This is a genomic window from Streptacidiphilus albus JL83 (assembly GCF_000744705.1).
In the GTDB taxonomy this organism is placed as follows: domain Bacteria; phylum Actinomycetota; class Actinomycetes; order Streptomycetales; family Streptomycetaceae; genus Streptacidiphilus; species Streptacidiphilus albus.
In genome coordinates, this window is sequence record NZ_JQML01000001.1 from 6,959,025 (window position 1) to 6,974,204 (window position 15,180).

Consider the following 15,180-nt stretch of genomic DNA (forward strand, 5'->3'; position numbering starts at 1 on the left):
ATCGGGGCGAAGCCTCAGGGGCGTCGCGCCGGGGGCGGTCGGAGGGCGGGCCAGCGGGTGAGCATCCGGTCGCGGAGGCCGGTGGCGAGCTGGTGCAGGGCGGTGAGCTCGGGGTGGTCCGCGACCAGGTCCGCGACCACGCCCAGACGGTGGGCCAGCCGCTGCCGTGCGGTCACGGTGCCCCAGCTCCAGTCGTGTCCCGGGATCCGGGCGAGGTGGTCGGTGCCGTCCCGGTGGGCTCGTTGGACCAGGGCGTCGCCTCGGATCAGCCAGCCGGCGCAGGCGTCGGCCAGGTCTCCCGCCACCTCCCTTCCGGTCACGGCGAGCCAGGTCGCGCGGTAGGCGGCCTCGGCCGCCACCAGCAGTGGCTCGGGGATCGCGGTCACGCACCAGCAGGTCGGAAAGCCGATGCGCAGGTACGCGAGTTCCACGAGTCCGTTGCCCAGCGACGCCTGCTCGAAGTCGATGAAGCGGATTCCGTCGGCGGTGTGCAGGTCGTTGCCCGGACAGGGGTCGCCGTGGAGCAGCGCGTGGCCCGGCGCCCGCCCGAGCCGGTCCACCAGGGCGTCGAGCTCGGCCGACACCCGTGGCGGGGCCGGGACCGCCAGCTCCTCGGCCAGGGCGAGGAAGGCGCGGACGTCGTCCGTGGTCGGGCCCGACCAGGCCGGTAGTCGGCCGACATCCTGCGGTCCGGTGGCCGAGTGCAGCCGGGCCAGCGCGGTGGCGTAGCCGACCACCCAGGTGTCGACGGGATGGAGGTGGTGCAGGTGTTCGAGTACCAGGACGCGCTCTCGCGGATGGGTGGCCAGCAGCCGTGGCGCCACCGGGGGCCGGACCCGGGAGGCGAGCCGCAGCCCTTCCACCTCGCGGGCGTACAGATCGGCGGCGTCCGGTCCGTCGACGATCTGCTTGACGACGGCCGGCGCCCCGTCCAGCTCGACCTGCCACACGTGCGAGCGCGGGCTGCTGTGCAGCGGACGGGGCTTCCCGGACGGGCTCAACTTCGCCAACAGTTCGTCCGGTAAAGGTAGTTGTGAGGCCATACGGTCCATCCTAGGCCGGTGGCCGACTGCGCCTCGGGGCGGCAGGCGGGATGATTGGGTCCGACGGTGTCCGGGCGGTCGGCGGTGTGAGGAGTACGGGATGTGCGGGGCGCGCCGGTGACGGTCATGGTCGGGCATCGCGGCGATCCGCTGCTGCTGCGGGAGAACACCCTGCCCTCGATCGCCTCGGCGGTCGCGCTCGGGGCCGACTGGGTCGAGGTGGACGTCCGGCTCACCCGGGACGGGGTGCCGGTGCTGCTCCACGACGACACCCTGACCCGGCTGTGGGGGCACGACCGGCGCGTCGACTCGCTCACCCGGGCCGAGCTGGGACGGCTGACCGGCGGCGGGGAGTGGGAGGTGCCGACCCTGCGCGAGGCGCTGCGGCTCACTGCCGGGGCCGGGGTGCCGCTGATGATCGACGTGATCCGGGTCGCCGAGGCGCACGCCGCGACGGAGCTGGTCCGCTCGCTGGACTGTGTCGAGTCGGCGGTCTTCACCGGGGACCCGGGGGCGCTGGCGGCGGTACGGGCGGCGTTGCCGGGGGCCCGGATCGCCATGAGCTGGGAGTCCCCGCTGCCGGCCCGGGCCGCGCTCTGGCGGCGGGTCCGCCCGGACTACTTCAACCTCTACTACCGCTGGGCCACCCCCCGGCGGATCGCCCGGATGCACCGGCGGGGCATCCGGGTGTCGGCCTGGACGGTCGACGACGCGCCGACGGCGAGGGCGCTGGCGGCGGCCGGTATCGACGTGATCATCAGCAATGACCTGCGGATGCTGCGGCGGGTCCTCGGCACGACCACGCCCCGGTCGCGCGCGTCGTAGCCCCGACGCGCATTCTTGCCTCAGAGGCAAAAGAGTTGCCTGGCAGGTCAGGCAAGGTGTGGACTGGGCTCATGGACCTGCCCGAGGAGCTTCCCGGTCTGGGCGCCCGCCTCCGGGAGCGCAGAACACGCAGCGGGCTGACGCTGGAGGCCGCCGCCGCCAGGGTCGGACTCTCGCCCGCGCACCTGTCACGGCTGGAGACCGCGAAGCGGCAGCCGTCGCTCCCGGTACTGCTGCAACTCTCCCGAGTCTACGGCGTGCCGGTCGACGTCCTGCTCGGGCACGAGCCGGCCGCGCCCTCGTCGGTGGTGCGGGGCGGTGCCGCCGCGCCGCCGCCCTCGGCCGGCGGCTGGACCTACACCGCCGCCGGTGCGCCGGGACGGGCGATGCAGGCCCTGCGGGTGCACATCCCGCTGCTGGTCCAGGACGCGGTGGTGCGGGTGCACCCGGGCGAGGAGTGGATCTACGTCCTGGCGGGCCGACTGGCCTTCACCCTGGACCGCGACGAGTACCAGCTCGAACCGGGCGACGCGGCGCACTTCGACTCGATGCGTCCGCACCGGCTGGTGGCCCGCAGCGAGGCCGGCGTCGACCTGCTGTTCATGCACACCCTGCTGCAGAGCCCGACCGCCGAGCTCTGCCTCCCGTGAACCGCGAACCCTCCTGAACCGCGAACCCTCCTGAACCGCGAACTCCCGTGAACCACGAACCGAAGGAGCGCCGCCCCATGGCTGCCGCCCACCACCCCGCCCGGCCCGTCGAGGACGGAAGCACCCGTACCGAGCACCGGGTCAACGTCCGGGTCTTCATCTACGTCATCGGCCTGCACGTGTTCGCCGCCGCCGCGATGCTGCTGTTCTTCCTGGCCCGTCCGGGCTCCTGAACCCGCTGTTCAGGAGGCGAGGGCGGTGCCGGCCTTCGCCCAGTTGGAGCGCAGCTCGTCGAGGTAGCTCTGGGCGGACGGGCCGAGCTTCACCCCCTCGGCGAAGAGCAGCATGTTGCCGGGCCCGGTGTTGTAGCCGAGGGCGAGCAGTTCGTCCTTGGTGAGTCCGCCGGAGAGGTGACTCGGCAGCTGGGTGGCGAGGTCGTGCAGGTACCAGGCCTCCGCCTCGATGGCGAGGTCCGGGTCGTCCGGCAGCTGGGTCCACTGCCGGTCGGCGAAGGGGCGGCCCTCCTTGGTCTCGTCGAAGGTCGCCTCGTGCATGTTGGCGATGCCGAAGGCGGCACTGGGCTTGAGCTTCTGCCAGGCGCGTTCCACCGCCGGGTCGTGCGGCTTGTAGGCCTCGTTGTAGAGCACGGCCATCACCAGCTGCGGGTCGACCCCGGCCTCCTTGGACCGGGAGCGGACCTGCGCCGCGAACTGGGCGGGGTCGTAGCTGCCGGTGTACCAGCCGGTCGCGCTGGGAGAGGGCGAGGGGGAGCCGGAGCCGCCGGTGGAGGGCGACTGGGTCGCGGCGCCGGAGGCCGAGGCGGTCGGCGAACCGGAGCCCGAGTCGTGGTGGGTGACCGCCCACAGCAGCACCAGTGCCACGGCCGCCGCCAGCCACCACCGGCCCGACCTGCTCTTCGCCTTCACCGCCGCCATCCGCCGATCACCCCGTGGTGCGGCACTGCCGCCTCGCTGGACCCGTGTTTCGAACCTACCCGATGCCGACAGCGGCCGGGGCGGGGCCGACGGCGCGGGGCGCGCGCCGCCGACCCCGCCCCGGGGCGGACCGCAGGCGGACTACCAGCGGTCGCGGCGCTCGATGATCTCTTCGCGCTCGATGATCTCCTCGCGGCCGCCGAACATGCCCCCGAACATGCCCGGGCGCTCGATGATCTCCTCGCGCTCGATGATCTCCTCACGACCGAAGGCGCCGCGACGGACGACCTCCTCGCGCTCGATGATCTCCTCGCGGCCGAAGAAGCCGTCGCGCTCGATGATCTCCTCGCGCTCGAATCGCTCTCGCACGGTTCCTCCTGTGTTCGCATCGCATCACTGTGCTGCCCGCTCGGGACGAGCCGGGAAGACATGGAAGAGCCAACGCCCTACAGGCACCGAACCGGTCCCCGGCAAGCGCTCTGACGTTCCAACAGGCGTGAACGATAACGCATCCCGGTAAGCAGGAAGGCGCTGGTCATGAGAACCGTGAGAGCGTCCGGGGCCGGGAACCCACGGTCCGGCAGAGGAGTTGCGGGCATGGTCGCCCGGGCGGGGGCGACCGTGCCGTTGGCTTCCCCGACGTGAGTTGCGGCAGGATCGGGAGCGGGGCGCTCCGCGTCCGGGAGTCGACCTGGGAGGGCGCGATGGGAACCGCTGCGGGGGCACCGCTGCTGGTGCTGTGGGACATCGACGGGACGCTGGTCAACGGGGGGACGGTCGCCCGGCGCGCCTACGACGCGGCCTTCCGGCAGGTGGCCGGGCGCGGACTGGAGCACCCCTGGCGGTTCGACGGGCGAACCGAACTCGCCGCCGCGACCGAGGTGCTGCGGATCCACGGGCTGGGGCCCGAGGGCGGCCTGCTGGAGCGGTTCCTCGACCTGATCGTCACCGAACTTCAGCTGAGGTCCGAGGAGCTGGCCGACGAGGGGCATGCCCTGCCGGGTGCGGCCCGGGCGCTCGACGCCCTGGCTACGCTGCCCGGGGTGCACCAGACGGTGCTCACCGGGAACCTCCTGCCGCTGGCCGAGCTGAAGGTGACCGTCTTCGGCCTGGATCCCCGGCTCGACCTGCGGATCGGCGCCTTCGGCGGGGACGCCTACGAGCGCACCGACCTGCCCGCGCACGCCTTCCGCCGGTCCGAGCAGCACCTCGGGCGCGCCTTCGACGGCAGTCACGCCGTCATCGTCGGCGACACCCCGCGCGACATGGCCACCGCCCGCGCGGCCGGCGCCCGGGCCGTCGCGGTGGCCACCGGCGTCAACAGCGCCGAGGAACTGGCCGCCGCCGGCGCGGACGTCGTCCTGCCCGATCTCGCCGACACCGCCCGCGTGCTGCGGGCGATCACCGGACGGGGGCAGGCGGCGTGACGGCGGTGGACGGGCGGGAACCCCCGGCGCAGGTGCACGAGGTACTGGCGGCGAACCGGTACCCGGGGCGGGGCGTGCTGTGGGCCAGAACGCTGGACGGCAGCTGGTGCGCGGGCTACTTCCTGACCGGGCGCAGCGCGGAGTCCCGGGCCCGCAGCCTTTGCCGGAACGGCGGGGCGGGCACCGGAGGAGCGGTCCCCCGGGGGGCGGCCGCCGGGGGAGTGGGCGAGCTGACGGTCGCGCCGACCACTGCCTCGGGCCACGACCCGCTGCGGCACTACGCCGCCGTCCGGGAACGGCGGGACGGCTGGCTGGTCTACGGCAACGGTGAGCAGGTGGCCCAGGTGGCGGAACTGCTGGAGGCGGGACGGACCCCGGCGGAGGCCATGGCCGGCCTCGCCTACGAGCCCGACCCGCCGATCTTCACCCCGAGGCTCACCGTCGCGGTGGATCTGCGGCCGGAGAACCGGGACGACCCGTCCGGTGCCGGTCCGGTGGCCTGGTTCGGCGCCGCGCGGCGCAGCCGGGGCGGGCGGACCGCCCCCGACCTGCTGACGCTGGCGGTGCGCGGCCTCGCCCCCGGGGACGCCGTGCTGATCACGACCTACCGCTCGGACGGGCAGCGGGTCGAGACCGGTGAACCCTTCGTCGAGGCGCGGACCGGGGCCGCCGACGCGGGCGCGCTGCTGGAGGAGGTCTGGGGCGCGCTGGCCGCCGAGTACCGGGTGGCAGCGACGGTCTTCGAGCCGGGACGGCTGGCCGACGGCCTGGTCCGGCACCGGGCCGACGCGCCGGCGGGCTGAGCCCGGCCGGCGCTTCTCGGGCGGGGCTGCGCTGCGCGGTCCGGGCGGGGCACACTGGAGGCATGTGCCGCAGTATCAAGACTCTTCGCGCCCCGGCCATGCCCGTCGTGGAGGACGAGGACATCCGGGCGGCTGCTCTGCAGTACGTCCGGAAGGTCTCCGGCTTCCGGGCTCCGGCCGCCCACAACCGTGACGCCTTCGACGCCGCCGTGGCCGCGGTGGCGGAGGCCACCCGGACCCTGCTCGCCGAACTGGTGGTCAGGGGCGCGCCGCAGGACTCCGCCTCCTGACGGTGCGCTGTCGCCCCCTCGATCGGAAGGAATCCGCCGTGCGGCCTGCGCCGGGTGAGGTCCTGCACTTCTCCGAGGACCCCGGGATCACGCGCTTCGTCCCGCATGTCGCCGCCACCGCCCGGCAGGCCGAGGCCTATGTCTGGGCCGTGGACTCCCAACTGGCACCGGGCTACTGGTTCCCCCGTGACTGCCCGCGGGCGATGGCGTGGACGGTTCCGCAGACGTCCGCGGCGGACCGGACGCTGGTGCTCGGGCCCGGGGGCGGGGAGCGTGTCCACGCCGTCGAGTACGGCTGGCTGGAGCGGATGCTGACCGTCCGTCTGTTCGGCTACCGGCTGCCGGCCGCCTCGTTCCGGCCCTTCGGCGAGCCCGATCCGCACGCGATGGTCGCGACCACGCCGGTGGTCCCGCTCGGCCCGCCCGAGCGTGTCGGCGACCTGTGGGAACTGCACCGGGAGGCGGGCATCCAGTTGCGGGTCCTGGACAACCTGTGGGAGTTCTGGGACGGGGTGACCGCGAGCACGCTCGGCTGGGGCGGGATCCGGTTGGGGAACGCCCGGCCGCGCCGCTAGCGGCGCTGTCAGCAGGGCCTTCCGCCTGTCGGCCGCTCGGCCTCAACGGTGCCCGACGGGGCGACGGTCGGTCGGTCGGGCCGGTGGGATGGGCGTGGACGGGAAGTCCCGGGGACCGGTCCAGAGCGCGGGGACGGCGTCGCTGCGGCGGGCGAGCTCGTGCGCTATGGCCTCGTAGTTCACCCGCCACCCCTGGAAGTCCGCCCAGGCGTCCGCGGCCGACCGGTCCACCGGGAAGCCGGTCAGGGCCACCATGTCGACCGCCGCGTCGAACTCCTTGAAGGTCAACCGGATCGGGGACTCCGGCGCCGGGTCCTCGTCGAAGTCGATCCGCAGCGAGCGCGCGATGTCCCGCAAGGCGGTGAACCCGGCGCGGAGCACCAGCCGGGCCTCCGGCGGCGCGCTGCGCGGACTGACCGACAGGTGCAGCGCGGCGGCGTCCAGCACCGTGGTCAGGCCGACGATCCAACTGCGGTTCGGCTTCGGCGAGCGGAACGACAGCAGCACCGGATAGCTGGAGTGGCTCTCGCCCAGGTCGGCGGCCAGCCGCTCCCAGTCCCGGTAGAGCTCCGGGAGCGCGGTCTCGGTGTCGACCAGCCACTGCCGCGCCAGCAGCTCGGGCCCCCAGGCCGGCTCGCCCGCCCGCGAGGCCAGCAGGGTGACCTCGACCTCGCGCCGGTTGTAGGCGCTGTAGAGGGTGGGCAGGTAGGAGATCTGCAGAGCGATGACGATCGGCCCGGTGGCGGCGGCGAGGAAGTCGACCGAGGACAGCCGGAGCCGGTCGCTGCTGGCGTAGCCGAGGGTGAACAGACTCGACCCGGCCTCGCGGAAGGAACTGCCCCAGGGCAGACCGGAGAAGGCGTGTATCAGCAGCCCGTAGGCCCCGAACATCCCCCCGAGCCAGCAGACGAGCATGACCATCAGCATCAGTGGCGCCAGCCAGGTCTGGGCCCGGTCCTGCGCCCGGTATCCGGAGCCGAGTCCGGCGATGGTGCGCAGCAGCATCCGCAGCACCTGCCAGGTCCGGAAGACCAGGGCGGAGTACAGCCCGCGCGGCACGACCAGGGTGCGCAGGATACTGGCGAAGGTGAACAGCAGCAGCAGCGCGCCGAACAGTCCGGAGATCAACCTCATGGGGGACATTGTCACCGGGGCGGGCGGCCCGACCGCGCACGGCACGGCCACTGCGTGCCGCGCCGGGCGCCGGGCGTGGCGGCGGAGGTGGCGGCGGGCTTGGCGGCGGGCTTGGCAGCGGGCTCGGCAGCGGACGCAGCGCGGGCTGCTCACCCTGCACCGCGCGGTGTACCGGGCCACCGGCGGCGTGGTGGGCGCGTGGTACTTCGGGATGCCGGTCCTGCTGCTCGGCACCAGGGGTCGGCGCACCGGGCGGACGCGGGTGGCCGGGCTGGTCTTCGCCCGGGACGGGGGCCGCTATGTCGTCGGCGCGAGCGACAACGGGGCGCCGCACCACCCGGGCTGGTACTACAACCTGATGGAGTCGGGAGAGGGAGTGGTGCGGTACCGCCGGACGGTGCAGCGGGTACGCGCCGCCGAGGTCGGTGCGGCGGAGTGTGAGCGGGCCCGGCTCTGGGGGCTGCTGTTGGAGGTCTACCCGGGCTTCGCGGAGCACCAGGCCCTGGCGGGCCGGCTGATTCCGGTGGTCGTGCTGACTCCCGAGCTGACGCCCGTGCTGACGCCCGTGCTGACTCCCGAGCCGGGGCCCGGGTCGGGGCCCGGGTCGGGCTAGGCCGAGGCGACCCAGGCCATCCGGGTCTCCTCGGCGATGCCGCGGGCTATGTCCGCGGCGGTCCCGGCGGGGAGACCCGCGGTCTGGCTGCGACGGGCGTGCAGGGCGAGGCGGTCCGCGCCCTCGTTCAGTGGATGACCGCTGTGCCCGCGCACCCAGCGCAGTTGGACCGGGCCGGGACGCTGCGCCAGCAGGTCGCGGATCGCGTGCAGGGCCACCCGCGCGTGCCCCGTGCGCGCCGAGGGATCGCGCCACGCGCCTTCGCCGCGCAGCGGTCGCAGGTCGTGGACCAGCCGTATCGCGGCCCGGCTGTCACAGTGCACCGTGACCGGCTGGGCCGCCGGTATCGCAGCCAGCAGGGCGCGAAGCGCGCACAGTTCGGCGTGGACCGGCTCGCGGCAGCTGACCCGGCCGAAGCCGAAGTCGCCGCCGGAGGTGACCCACCCCCAGCCGCCCTGCTGGGCATGGCGGCTGAAGGAGCCGTCGGTGGCCGCCTGGATCGGTGGCCAGCCGATGCCGACCTCGTCCAGGGCGTGTTCGGCGGCCCGCTCCGCAGCGTTGATGAGGTGCCGTCCGCCGACCATCGACCGGGCGGACGCCGGAACCAGTGACGGCAGGCAGGCCGCGAGTTGGTTCAGGGCCTGGAGCAGGGAGGGGTCCTTGCTCAGCAGCAGGTAGGTCACGCCCGGTGCCCGGCCGACCGCTGTACCGGACTGGGCGGCCGGGGTGCGGTCGACGGCCGGGACGGCGTCCCCGCCCGTGGCCAGGAGCGCGCCGAGCGCGTCGAGGACCGCCGCGGTGCCGTCGCCGCCGTTCGCGGTCACGCCGCTGCGGACGGCGCCGTGCTCGTCCGTGAGCGCCCAGGCCCAGCGGCCTTCGCGGAAGGCCGTGGCCAGCGCGCAGAAGACCGATCCGGGGCGGCCCACCGGTTGCGGCGCGGTTCGCGCCGGGATGCCCAAGGGGCTGGGATGCATGGCTCGGTCCTCCTGGTCCGCTCGGCACCGCGGCCCGGCGCGTCCGCCGCGACTCCGGGCACACTCACACTGTGCCCCCAGCCACCGACAGTCGTCGCCCCCTCGGTCGGAACCCGTCGGCGGATTCGGCTGATTCCTGGATCACGGGGGCAGAGCGGCGCAGTGCGGCGGGCCCGCGCGCCGTCGTCGTCCGGGCGATGCGCCCTTCGGCAGCCCCCGGAACCTTGCCGAGGACTTCCCGACGCTGGTCCACGGTGCGGTGGCCTACTCGCCGTCGGCCCAGGTCAACCCGAGCTTCCCGGACGGAACCGGCAATGCCTGGAGCCTGGCCGGAAAGCCGGTCCCGCCGGGGGCCGTCCCGCTGCAGCGGGTGAGCGGACCGGTCCTGGCCGTCGCCGGCGCGTCTGGCAGTCCGCGACCTGGGCCCGGCAGATCGTCACCGAACTCGACGCGGACCACGACCCCTATCCCCACCAGGCGCTGGTCTACCCCGGGGCCGGGCACGAGGTCGGGACCGTCCCCTACCTCTCCGAGCAGACCACGGTGATGAACCCCACCAGCTTCGCCGAGGAGAACCTCTGCGGCAGCCGCGCGGGCGACGCCACTGCCCAGGCCGAGGGCTGGCCGCAGGTCCTGGCGCTGCTGGCCGGTCTCGGGACCGGACAGCGGTAGCGGAGTCGGCGGGGAGTGGAGTCGGCGGAGGGAGCGGAGTCGGCGGGAGGGGGCGAGCAGGGTACGGGCGAGCCGGGGTCAGGCGGTCGAGGGTGAGGGCGAGGGCGCGGGCGCGTCGGCGAAGGGCAGCGGGCGTTGGAAGACGACCATGGTGCGTCCGGGGCCGTTGTAGTCCTCGACCACCGTCGCCTCGAAGCCCAGGCTGCGGTGGAAGGTGACCGAGCCGGTGTTGGCAACGGAGGTGATCGCCTTCAACCGCACGGCGCCCTCGCGCTGCGCGGCCTCCGCGAACGCCGCATAGAGGCGGCGTCCCAGCCCGGAGCCCCGGGTGTCGTCGCGGATGGCGATCAGATGGACGTAGCCGGTGCCGGTCGGGGTGACGAAGCCGACGAGGTAGCCGGCGATGCCCTCGGCGTCCCTGGCGGCCAGACAGGTCGAGCCGAACTCCTGCACCAGCGCCAGTTGGTGGAGGGGGCGAAGGTCGCGGTCGCCCCAGTAGCGGGAATGGTCCGCGAGGACCTGGTGGACGTCGGCGACCTCGGCCCGGGTGATCTGCGCTGCCGTGCGCTCCGTGCGGGCGGTTCCGGTCTGGCTGTTCTCGGTGGACATGGCAGCCATCATGGCGGGCGGACCTCAGTGCGCCGACTGGGAGGCCGCAGCCTGCGGGTGGAGGTCGGCGAGTCGCAGCAGGTGGACCGGCGGCTGCGGCAGTGCCAGGGTCGACGCGAGCACCGGTCCCGGCGAGACATGGACGAGTTCGCCGGACGCCAGCAACCGCCAGCGGGGATCCTCGTCCATCCGCTCGCTGGCCACCACCACGCAGGAGCGGTCCGCCAGTTCGGCGGAGCTGGCACGCAGTCGGCGGCGGCGGTCGGCATGCTGCAGCGGCTCCCCGGGCCCGTCCCCGGGGGCGCGGCGATCGAGGACGTAGAGCTCGTGGGTGTCGGGGTAGCGGAGCGCCCACAGCCCGTCCGCATCGGCCAGAAGCAGATTGAGGCAGTACAGCGGCAGCTGCTCGGCCGCCCAGCCGACGGCGGCGGTGATCCCGGCACCGACGTCGCCGCCGTGTCGGTGCACCTCCTCGGTGAGGAGGGCGAAGAACCGCTCGGAGTCGGTCTGGCCGTGGACCGTGCGTGCGACGTCGACGCCCAGTTCCGTGAGCCGGGCGTCCAGCAGGTCGAGGCCTCCGACGACGCCGTTGTGCGCGAACAGCCGCCCGTCCTGCTCGAAGGGGTGGGTGTTCTCGACGGTCAGTCCGCCGGTCGAGGCGAAGCGGACGTGGGCCACGAACGTCGTCGACTCAAGCTCCCGCGCCTCCTGTGCGAACTCGGTGTCCTGCCAGGCCGCCAGCGGCTGACGGAACGTCAGCGGGCGTCCGTCCCGGTCGAACACCCCGATCCCGGTCCCGTCCGGATTCGCCCGACTCTGCGCCTCCAGGCTGTCCGGGGCACCCACCAGCCAGAAGGTTGCGCGAATCCGCTCGGGCGCGCTGCACAGACCGAAGAGGCGACACATGGTGGTGCACATCCCCCGGCAGCCTCCTGGCCAATCACCGGGAGAGCCGTCTCCTCCGCCGAACGGACGGATACCGGGTGGCGGGAGGACGTGGTTATGCTGGCACCGCGGTCGTGACTGGCGCTTGGGTGGATCACCACCGGGGAGCGATTGCCTTCGGTTCGAAGCCGCGCGCCTGGGCGACACCCCTCTCACCCCGGGACCGCCCATGACCGCACAGCCCGCCGCACAGCCCACCGGACAGCCCACCGCACGGCCCGCCGACGCATCGCTCGGCAGCGCCCGGCTCATGACCGGGACCGAGCTGGCCGCAGCCGTCGTCGAACGCTGCGCCGAAGCCGCACGCAACCTCCGCGAGACCAGTGGCGTCACCCCCTGCCTGGCCACCGTGCTGGTCGGGGACGACCCGGCCTCCGTCACCTATGTGGCGATGAAGCGCAATCGCTGCGCCCGGGCCGGCATCGAGTCCCGCCATGTCGCGCTCCCCGCCGACACCACCACGGAGGAACTGGTCGCGGCGGTGCGGGCCCTGTCCGCCGATCCCTCCGTCCACGGCATCCTGCTCCAGCACCCGGTACCGGAGCACATCGACGAGCGCGCGGCGTTCGAGGCCATCGACCCGGCCAAGGACGTCGACGGGGTGACCATGTGGTCGTTCGCGGCGATGGCCTTCGGCCTGCCCGGCTTCCACGCCTGCACGCCCGGAGGCATCGTCCGGCTGCTCGACGCCTACGGGATCGATCCCAGCGGTCGGCACGCGGTCGTGGTCGGCCGCAGTCCGATCCTCGGCAAGCCGCTGGGGATGCTGCTCCTGGCCCGGGATGCGACGGTCACCTACTGCCACTCCCGGACCGTCGGCCTGTCCGACATCATCGCCACCGCCGACATCCTGGTCGCGGCTGTGGGCCGGCCGGAGTTCATCAAGGGGGCCGACATCAAGCCCGGGGCGGTCGTCATCGACGCCGGATACAACCCTGGCAATGTGGGCGATGTCGACTTCGCGGGGGCGGCGGCCCGCGCCCGGCTGATCACGCCCGTGCCCGGCGGCGTCGGACCGATGACGATCGCCCTGCTGCTGGAGCAGACGGTGGCCGCCGCCGTTCGTCAGACGGCGACGGCCTGAGCGGGGTTGCGCGGGCCCCGGGCTGTCAGTAGCCGGCGATCGGGGCCGCCGCGTGGCTGACGGCGACGGTGTGGGTCACCCAGACGTCCTCGACCTGGACATGGAGCAGCGCCGACGTCGGCTCGGGCAGGTAGTTGGGCGTCCCCTCGTGCCGGACCAGGCCGCTCTGGAGATGGGTGCTCGGCGCGATGGCGAGGATGCTGCCGGCGAAGGGGGCGGTGATGGGTCGGTGGACGTGTCCGGCCAGCACCCGGGCGACGTTGCCGTGCCGGCCCAGCACCTCGGCCAGGGCCTTGCCGTCCTCCAACCGCATGCCGTCCAGGAACGGGATGCCGATCGGCATCGGCGGGTGGTGCAGGCAGACGATGGCCGGAGCGTCGCGCCTGCGGGCGAGGACCGTGTCCAGCCACTGGAGCTGGTCCTCGCCCAGGCGGCCGCCGCCGGAGCCGGGCACCTTGGAGTCCAGTACGACCACGGTGAAGGCCGGATGGTCCACCGCGTAGCGGGTCTGCCCACCGCCGCCGAGGAAGCCGGTGCCGGCGAAGGCCTCCACCATGGCCCCGGGTTCGTCGTGGTTGCCCGGCACCAGGTGCAGCGGCAGCGGGAAGTGCTCGATGACCTCGCGCAGCGCGGCGTACTCCTCGGGCCGGCCCCTCTCGACCAGGTCGCCCGTGATGACGACGCAGTCCGGCAGCGGGTCGAGCGCGAGCAGCCGCCCCAGCGCCCGGCCGAGACCGATGGCCGGTGCGCTGCCGAGCGGGCCGGTGGTGAGGTGGGGGTCACTGATGTGGGCGATGGATGCGGTCACCTCTGCACGATGCACCGGGCCCGGCGCGGAGGGCAACGGATCATGCTGTCGGCGTAGCCGTCAGGGCGACAGTTCGGCTATCCGGGCGAGGTCCTCGTCCGGGGCGGTGAACGTGACCAGCTTCCGGTCGGGGTCGTCGGCGAGCTGCAGCACCAGGTGCTGCAGTCGTAGCTCGCCGAGGCGGGGATGGCGCAGCCGCTTGGTGCCGGAGCTCAGCGGCACGACGTCGTGCCGGGGCCACCAGTCGCGTACCTCCGGGCTGGCCGACCGGAGGCGGTCCAGCAGCGCGGCGAAGCCGGCGTCCCCGGGATGCCGCGCCGCAGCGGCGCGGAACCGGCCGAGCAGCGCGGACGCTTCGTGCTCCCACTCGACCATCACCTCCCTGGCCTCGGGGGCGGTGAACATCCACCAGAGCTGGTTGCGGTCCTCCAGGGGGAGCGCAGGCCAGTCGGTCCACAGCGCCCGGGCGGCGCGGTTGGCCGCCAGCACGTCCCAGTAGCGGCCGGTTACGTAACTGGGGCAGGGGTCGAGCCGGTCGACGAGCGCGACGAGCGCGGCGGGGGCCGTCTCCGGCCGAGGCGGGCGCGCGACCGGCGGGACGCCGTGGACGAGCTCGTGGATGTGGACCCGCTCGGCGGCGTCGAGGCGCAGGGCGTCGGCCAGCGCATCGAGCACCTGACGGGAGGGGCGCAGTTCGCGTCCCTGCTCCAGATAGGTGTAGTAGGTCGCTGAGATCGCGGCGAGCTGGGCGACCTCCTCCCGGCGCAGCCCACGGGTGCGGCGCCGGGCGCCGGGTGGCAGCCCCACGTCAGCGGGTTGCAGGCGCTCCCGCCTGGAGCGCAGCAGATCCCCGAACTCCTGGGCCCGGTAAGCGGTTTCCGACATCCTGGCACTTCCATTACTAGGAAGAACGACCTGTGGTTACCAGTGTAGGGACAAAGCTACGGTCGCTTCATGACCACGAATTCGCACCTCCAGGAAAGCCCCGCGGCGGCTCCTGTCGCTGTCCGCAGTGAACGTGTCGTGATACCGCTGGACGACGGTTCGTCGATGGGCGGCTATCTCGCGCGGCCCTCGGTCGAGGGCGACCTCCCCGGCGTGGTCGTGGCCATGGAGCTCTTCGGCGTGGACGCCGGAGTCCGGGGCGTCTGCGATCGGCTGGCCGCGCTGGGCTTCGTCGCCCTCGCACCGGACTTCCACCACCGCACCTCTCCGGATGTCGAGCTGCCGCGCGACGAGGCCGGCCGGCAGCGGGGATTCGAACTGCTGCACAGGATGAGCCGGCCCCAGCTCCTGGTGGACGCCCGTGCTGCGGCCGACCACCTCCACCGGCTCGGCTGCGAACGGCTGAACATGGTCGGCATGAGCCTCGGTGGGCACATCGCCTGTCTGGCGGCCACCCAAATCGACTTCGAGGTCGTGGTCTCCTTCTACGGCGGCTGGCTGGCGACCACCGACATCCCGCTGAGCCGTCCGGAGCCGACCCTCGCACTCACTCCGCGGATCACCGGCCGGGTGCTCTACCTCATCGGCGAGGAGGACCATGTCGTCCCGCCCGACCAGCAGCGGGAGATCGAAACCGCGCTGCGCGAGGCCGACGGCGGCCACCAGTACGTGTCCTACCCCGGGGTGGGCCACGGCTTCCTCACCGCCGATCCGGAGACGGCGGCGGACGCCTGGGCTCGGGCCGAACGCCTGCTGACGGAGGGTCGGTCCGCCTCCTGACCCGGCGGTTCCCGGGCCGGGCGGATGGCCGGACGGGGCGGTACGGGATCCCGCCCGCTCGGAGACCG

General features: G+C 73.6%; 20 protein-coding genes and 1 riboswitch. Of the genes, 11 read left to right on the forward strand and 9 right to left on the reverse strand.

Features of this window, described 5'->3' with window-relative positions:
* Positions 1 to 14 precede the first annotated feature (14 nt).
* Positions 15 to 1,043 carry an aminoglycoside phosphotransferase family protein gene (locus tag BS75_RS30580; RefSeq protein ID WP_034090577.1) on the reverse strand — a complete coding sequence of 343 codons (1,029 nt, stop codon included), beginning with the start codon at positions 1,041 to 1,043 and terminating at the stop codon, positions 15 to 17.
* Between the two features lie 102 nt (positions 1,044 to 1,145).
* On the opposite strand from BS75_RS30580, the gene BS75_RS30585 reads away from it, so the two are divergent.
* The 3 genes from BS75_RS30585 to BS75_RS48640 all read left to right on the forward strand — a co-directional run bounded on the left by BS75_RS30585 (position 1,146) and on the right by BS75_RS48640 (position 2,751).
* Positions 1,146 to 1,868: a glycerophosphodiester phosphodiesterase gene (locus BS75_RS30585; RefSeq protein ID WP_052069798.1), complete on the forward strand. Its 723-nt coding sequence runs from the start codon at positions 1,146 to 1,148 to the stop codon at positions 1,866 to 1,868.
* 71 nt (positions 1,869 to 1,939) lie between these two features.
* Complete coding sequence (locus BS75_RS30590) at positions 1,940 to 2,518, forward strand: helix-turn-helix domain-containing protein (RefSeq protein WP_034090578.1); 579 nt, start codon at positions 1,940 to 1,942, stop codon at positions 2,516 to 2,518.
* 77 nt (positions 2,519 to 2,595) lie between these two features.
* On the forward strand, positions 2,596 to 2,751 hold the full coding sequence (locus BS75_RS48640; protein ID WP_156164303.1) for a DUF6126 family protein: 156 nt from the start codon (positions 2,596 to 2,598) through the stop codon (positions 2,749 to 2,751).
* Between the two features lie 9 nt (positions 2,752 to 2,760).
* Here BS75_RS48640 and BS75_RS30595 read toward each other — a convergent pair whose 3' ends face one another.
* Together BS75_RS30595 and BS75_RS30600 are read right to left on the reverse strand one after the other, a co-directional pair.
* Positions 2,761 to 3,453 carry a transglycosylase SLT domain-containing protein gene (locus tag BS75_RS30595; protein WP_034090579.1) on the reverse strand — a complete coding sequence of 231 codons (693 nt, stop codon included), beginning with the start codon at positions 3,451 to 3,453 and terminating at the stop codon, positions 2,761 to 2,763.
* Positions 3,454 to 3,594: 141 nt separating this feature from the next.
* On the reverse strand, positions 3,595 to 3,822 hold the full coding sequence (locus BS75_RS30600; protein ID WP_034090580.1) for a hypothetical protein: 228 nt from the start codon (positions 3,820 to 3,822) through the stop codon (positions 3,595 to 3,597).
* Positions 3,823 to 4,157: 335 nt separating this feature from the next.
* On the opposite strand from BS75_RS30600, the gene BS75_RS30605 reads away from it, so the two are divergent.
* From BS75_RS30605 to BS75_RS30620, 4 genes are all read left to right on the forward strand, one after another.
* Positions 4,158 to 4,880: an HAD family hydrolase gene (locus tag BS75_RS30605; RefSeq protein WP_034090581.1), complete on the forward strand. Its 723-nt coding sequence runs from the start codon at positions 4,158 to 4,160 to the stop codon at positions 4,878 to 4,880.
* Positions 4,877 to 5,683: an IMP cyclohydrolase gene (locus BS75_RS30610; protein ID WP_231607931.1), complete on the forward strand. Its 807-nt coding sequence runs from the start codon at positions 4,877 to 4,879 to the stop codon at positions 5,681 to 5,683. The genes BS75_RS30605 and BS75_RS30610 overlap by 4 nt, the downstream gene beginning before the upstream one ends.
* Before the next feature lie 62 nt (positions 5,684 to 5,745).
* Positions 5,746 to 5,973: a DUF2277 domain-containing protein gene (locus tag BS75_RS30615; protein WP_034090582.1), complete on the forward strand. Its 228-nt coding sequence runs from the start codon at positions 5,746 to 5,748 to the stop codon at positions 5,971 to 5,973.
* 38 nt (positions 5,974 to 6,011) lie between these two features.
* The gene (locus BS75_RS30620; protein WP_034090583.1) at positions 6,012 to 6,548 is read left to right on the forward strand and encodes a DUF6886 family protein; all 537 of its coding nucleotides are present in this window, start codon (positions 6,012 to 6,014) and stop codon (positions 6,546 to 6,548) included.
* Between the two features lie 42 nt (positions 6,549 to 6,590).
* Here BS75_RS30620 and BS75_RS30625 read toward each other — a convergent pair whose 3' ends face one another.
* Positions 6,591 to 7,682: a hypothetical protein gene (locus BS75_RS30625; RefSeq protein ID WP_034090584.1), complete on the reverse strand. Its 1,092-nt coding sequence runs from the start codon at positions 7,680 to 7,682 to the stop codon at positions 6,591 to 6,593.
* Between BS75_RS30625 and BS75_RS30630 the strand changes: the two genes are divergently transcribed.
* Positions 7,681 to 8,295, forward strand: a complete 615-nt coding sequence (locus BS75_RS30630; RefSeq protein WP_052440088.1) for a nitroreductase/quinone reductase family protein — start codon at positions 7,681 to 7,683, stop codon at positions 8,293 to 8,295. The two genes, BS75_RS30625 and BS75_RS30630, sit on opposite strands and share 2 nt — an antisense overlap.
* Here BS75_RS30630 and BS75_RS44955 read toward each other — a convergent pair.
* On the reverse strand, positions 8,292 to 9,269 hold the full coding sequence (locus BS75_RS44955; RefSeq protein ID WP_052069801.1) for an RNase H family protein: 978 nt from the start codon (positions 9,267 to 9,269) through the stop codon (positions 8,292 to 8,294). The two genes, BS75_RS30630 and BS75_RS44955, sit on opposite strands and share 4 nt — an antisense overlap.
* On the opposite strand from BS75_RS44955, the gene BS75_RS47050 reads away from it, so the two are divergent.
* Positions 9,264 to 9,941, forward strand: a complete 678-nt coding sequence (locus BS75_RS47050) for an acyl-CoA thioester hydrolase/BAAT C-terminal domain-containing protein (RefSeq protein WP_081982724.1) — start codon at positions 9,264 to 9,266, stop codon at positions 9,939 to 9,941. The genes BS75_RS44955 and BS75_RS47050 overlap by 6 nt on opposite strands.
* A 78-nt stretch (positions 9,942 to 10,019) precedes the next feature.
* Here BS75_RS47050 and BS75_RS30645 read toward each other — a convergent pair whose 3' ends face one another.
* Together BS75_RS30645 and BS75_RS30650 are read right to left on the reverse strand one after the other, a co-directional pair.
* A complete protein-coding gene (locus tag BS75_RS30645; protein ID WP_152646097.1) occupies positions 10,020 to 10,550 on the reverse strand; it encodes a GNAT family N-acetyltransferase in 531 nt (176 codons plus the stop codon).
* A gap of 24 nt (positions 10,551 to 10,574) precedes the next feature.
* Positions 10,575 to 11,456 (reverse strand): class II glutamine amidotransferase, encoded by an 882-nt coding sequence (locus BS75_RS30650; protein ID WP_034094077.1) that lies wholly within the window; start codon positions 11,454 to 11,456, stop codon positions 10,575 to 10,577.
* 103 nt (positions 11,457 to 11,559) lie between these two features.
* Positions 11,560 to 11,644: riboswitch (ZMP/ZTP riboswitch) on the forward strand.
* A 101-nt stretch (positions 11,645 to 11,745) separates the two neighbouring features.
* Between BS75_RS30650 and BS75_RS30655 the strand changes: the two genes are divergently transcribed.
* On the forward strand, positions 11,746 to 12,579 hold the full coding sequence (locus tag BS75_RS30655; protein WP_034094078.1) for a bifunctional 5,10-methylenetetrahydrofolate dehydrogenase/5,10-methenyltetrahydrofolate cyclohydrolase: 834 nt from the start codon (positions 11,746 to 11,748) through the stop codon (positions 12,577 to 12,579).
* Between the two features lie 25 nt (positions 12,580 to 12,604).
* Here the strand turns inward: BS75_RS30655 and BS75_RS30660 are convergent, their stop codons facing one another.
* A complete protein-coding gene (locus BS75_RS30660) occupies positions 12,605 to 13,387 on the reverse strand; it encodes a phosphodiesterase (protein WP_034090585.1) in 783 nt (260 codons plus the stop codon).
* A 60-nt stretch (positions 13,388 to 13,447) separates the two neighbouring features.
* Positions 13,448 to 14,272, reverse strand: a complete 825-nt coding sequence (locus tag BS75_RS30665) for a helix-turn-helix transcriptional regulator (RefSeq protein ID WP_034090586.1) — start codon at positions 14,270 to 14,272, stop codon at positions 13,448 to 13,450.
* Between the two features lie 69 nt (positions 14,273 to 14,341).
* On the opposite strand from BS75_RS30665, the gene BS75_RS30670 reads away from it, so the two are divergent.
* Positions 14,342 to 15,112, forward strand: a complete 771-nt coding sequence (locus BS75_RS30670) for a dienelactone hydrolase family protein (protein WP_042439753.1) — start codon at positions 14,342 to 14,344, stop codon at positions 15,110 to 15,112.
* The last annotated feature ends 68 nt before the right edge of the window (positions 15,113 to 15,180 follow it).

Bases quoted from the DNA above. Each gene is read 5' to 3' on its own strand.
- BS75_RS30580 (WP_034090577.1), bottom strand. From the start codon at position 1,043: ATGGCCTCACAACTACCTTTACCGGACGAACTGTTGGCGAAGTTGAGC.
- BS75_RS30590 (WP_034090578.1), top strand. From the start codon at position 1,940: ATGGACCTGCCCGAGGAGCTTCCCGGTCTGGGCGCCCGCCTCCGGGAG.
- BS75_RS48640 (WP_156164303.1), top strand. From the start codon at position 2,596: ATGGCTGCCGCCCACCACCCCGCCCGGCCCGTCGAGGACGGAAGCACC.
- BS75_RS30595 (WP_034090579.1), bottom strand. From the start codon at position 3,453: ATGGCGGCGGTGAAGGCGAAGAGCAGGTCGGGCCGGTGGTGGCTGGCG.
- BS75_RS30605 (WP_034090581.1), top strand. From the start codon at position 4,158: ATGGGAACCGCTGCGGGGGCACCGCTGCTGGTGCTGTGGGACATCGAC.
- BS75_RS30615 (WP_034090582.1), top strand. From the start codon at position 5,746: ATGTGCCGCAGTATCAAGACTCTTCGCGCCCCGGCCATGCCCGTCGTG.
- BS75_RS30630 (WP_052440088.1), top strand. From the start codon at position 7,681: ATGGGGGACATTGTCACCGGGGCGGGCGGCCCGACCGCGCACGGCACG.
- BS75_RS30625 (WP_034090584.1), bottom strand. From the start codon at position 7,682: ATGAGGTTGATCTCCGGACTGTTCGGCGCGCTGCTGCTGCTGTTCACC.
- BS75_RS47050 (WP_081982724.1), top strand. From the start codon at position 9,264: ATGCATGGCTCGGTCCTCCTGGTCCGCTCGGCACCGCGGCCCGGCGCG.
- BS75_RS44955 (WP_052069801.1), bottom strand. From the start codon at position 9,269: ATGCATCCCAGCCCCTTGGGCATCCCGGCGCGAACCGCGCCGCAACCG.
- BS75_RS30645 (WP_152646097.1), bottom strand. From the start codon at position 10,550: ATGTCCACCGAGAACAGCCAGACCGGAACCGCCCGCACGGAGCGCACG.
- BS75_RS30650 (WP_034094077.1), bottom strand. From the start codon at position 11,456: ATGTGTCGCCTCTTCGGTCTGTGCAGCGCGCCCGAGCGGATTCGCGCA.
- BS75_RS30655 (WP_034094078.1), top strand. From the start codon at position 11,746: ATGACCGGGACCGAGCTGGCCGCAGCCGTCGTCGAACGCTGCGCCGAA.
- BS75_RS30665 (WP_034090586.1), bottom strand. From the start codon at position 14,272: ATGTCGGAAACCGCTTACCGGGCCCAGGAGTTCGGGGATCTGCTGCGC.
- BS75_RS30670 (WP_042439753.1), top strand. From the start codon at position 14,342: ATGACCACGAATTCGCACCTCCAGGAAAGCCCCGCGGCGGCTCCTGTC.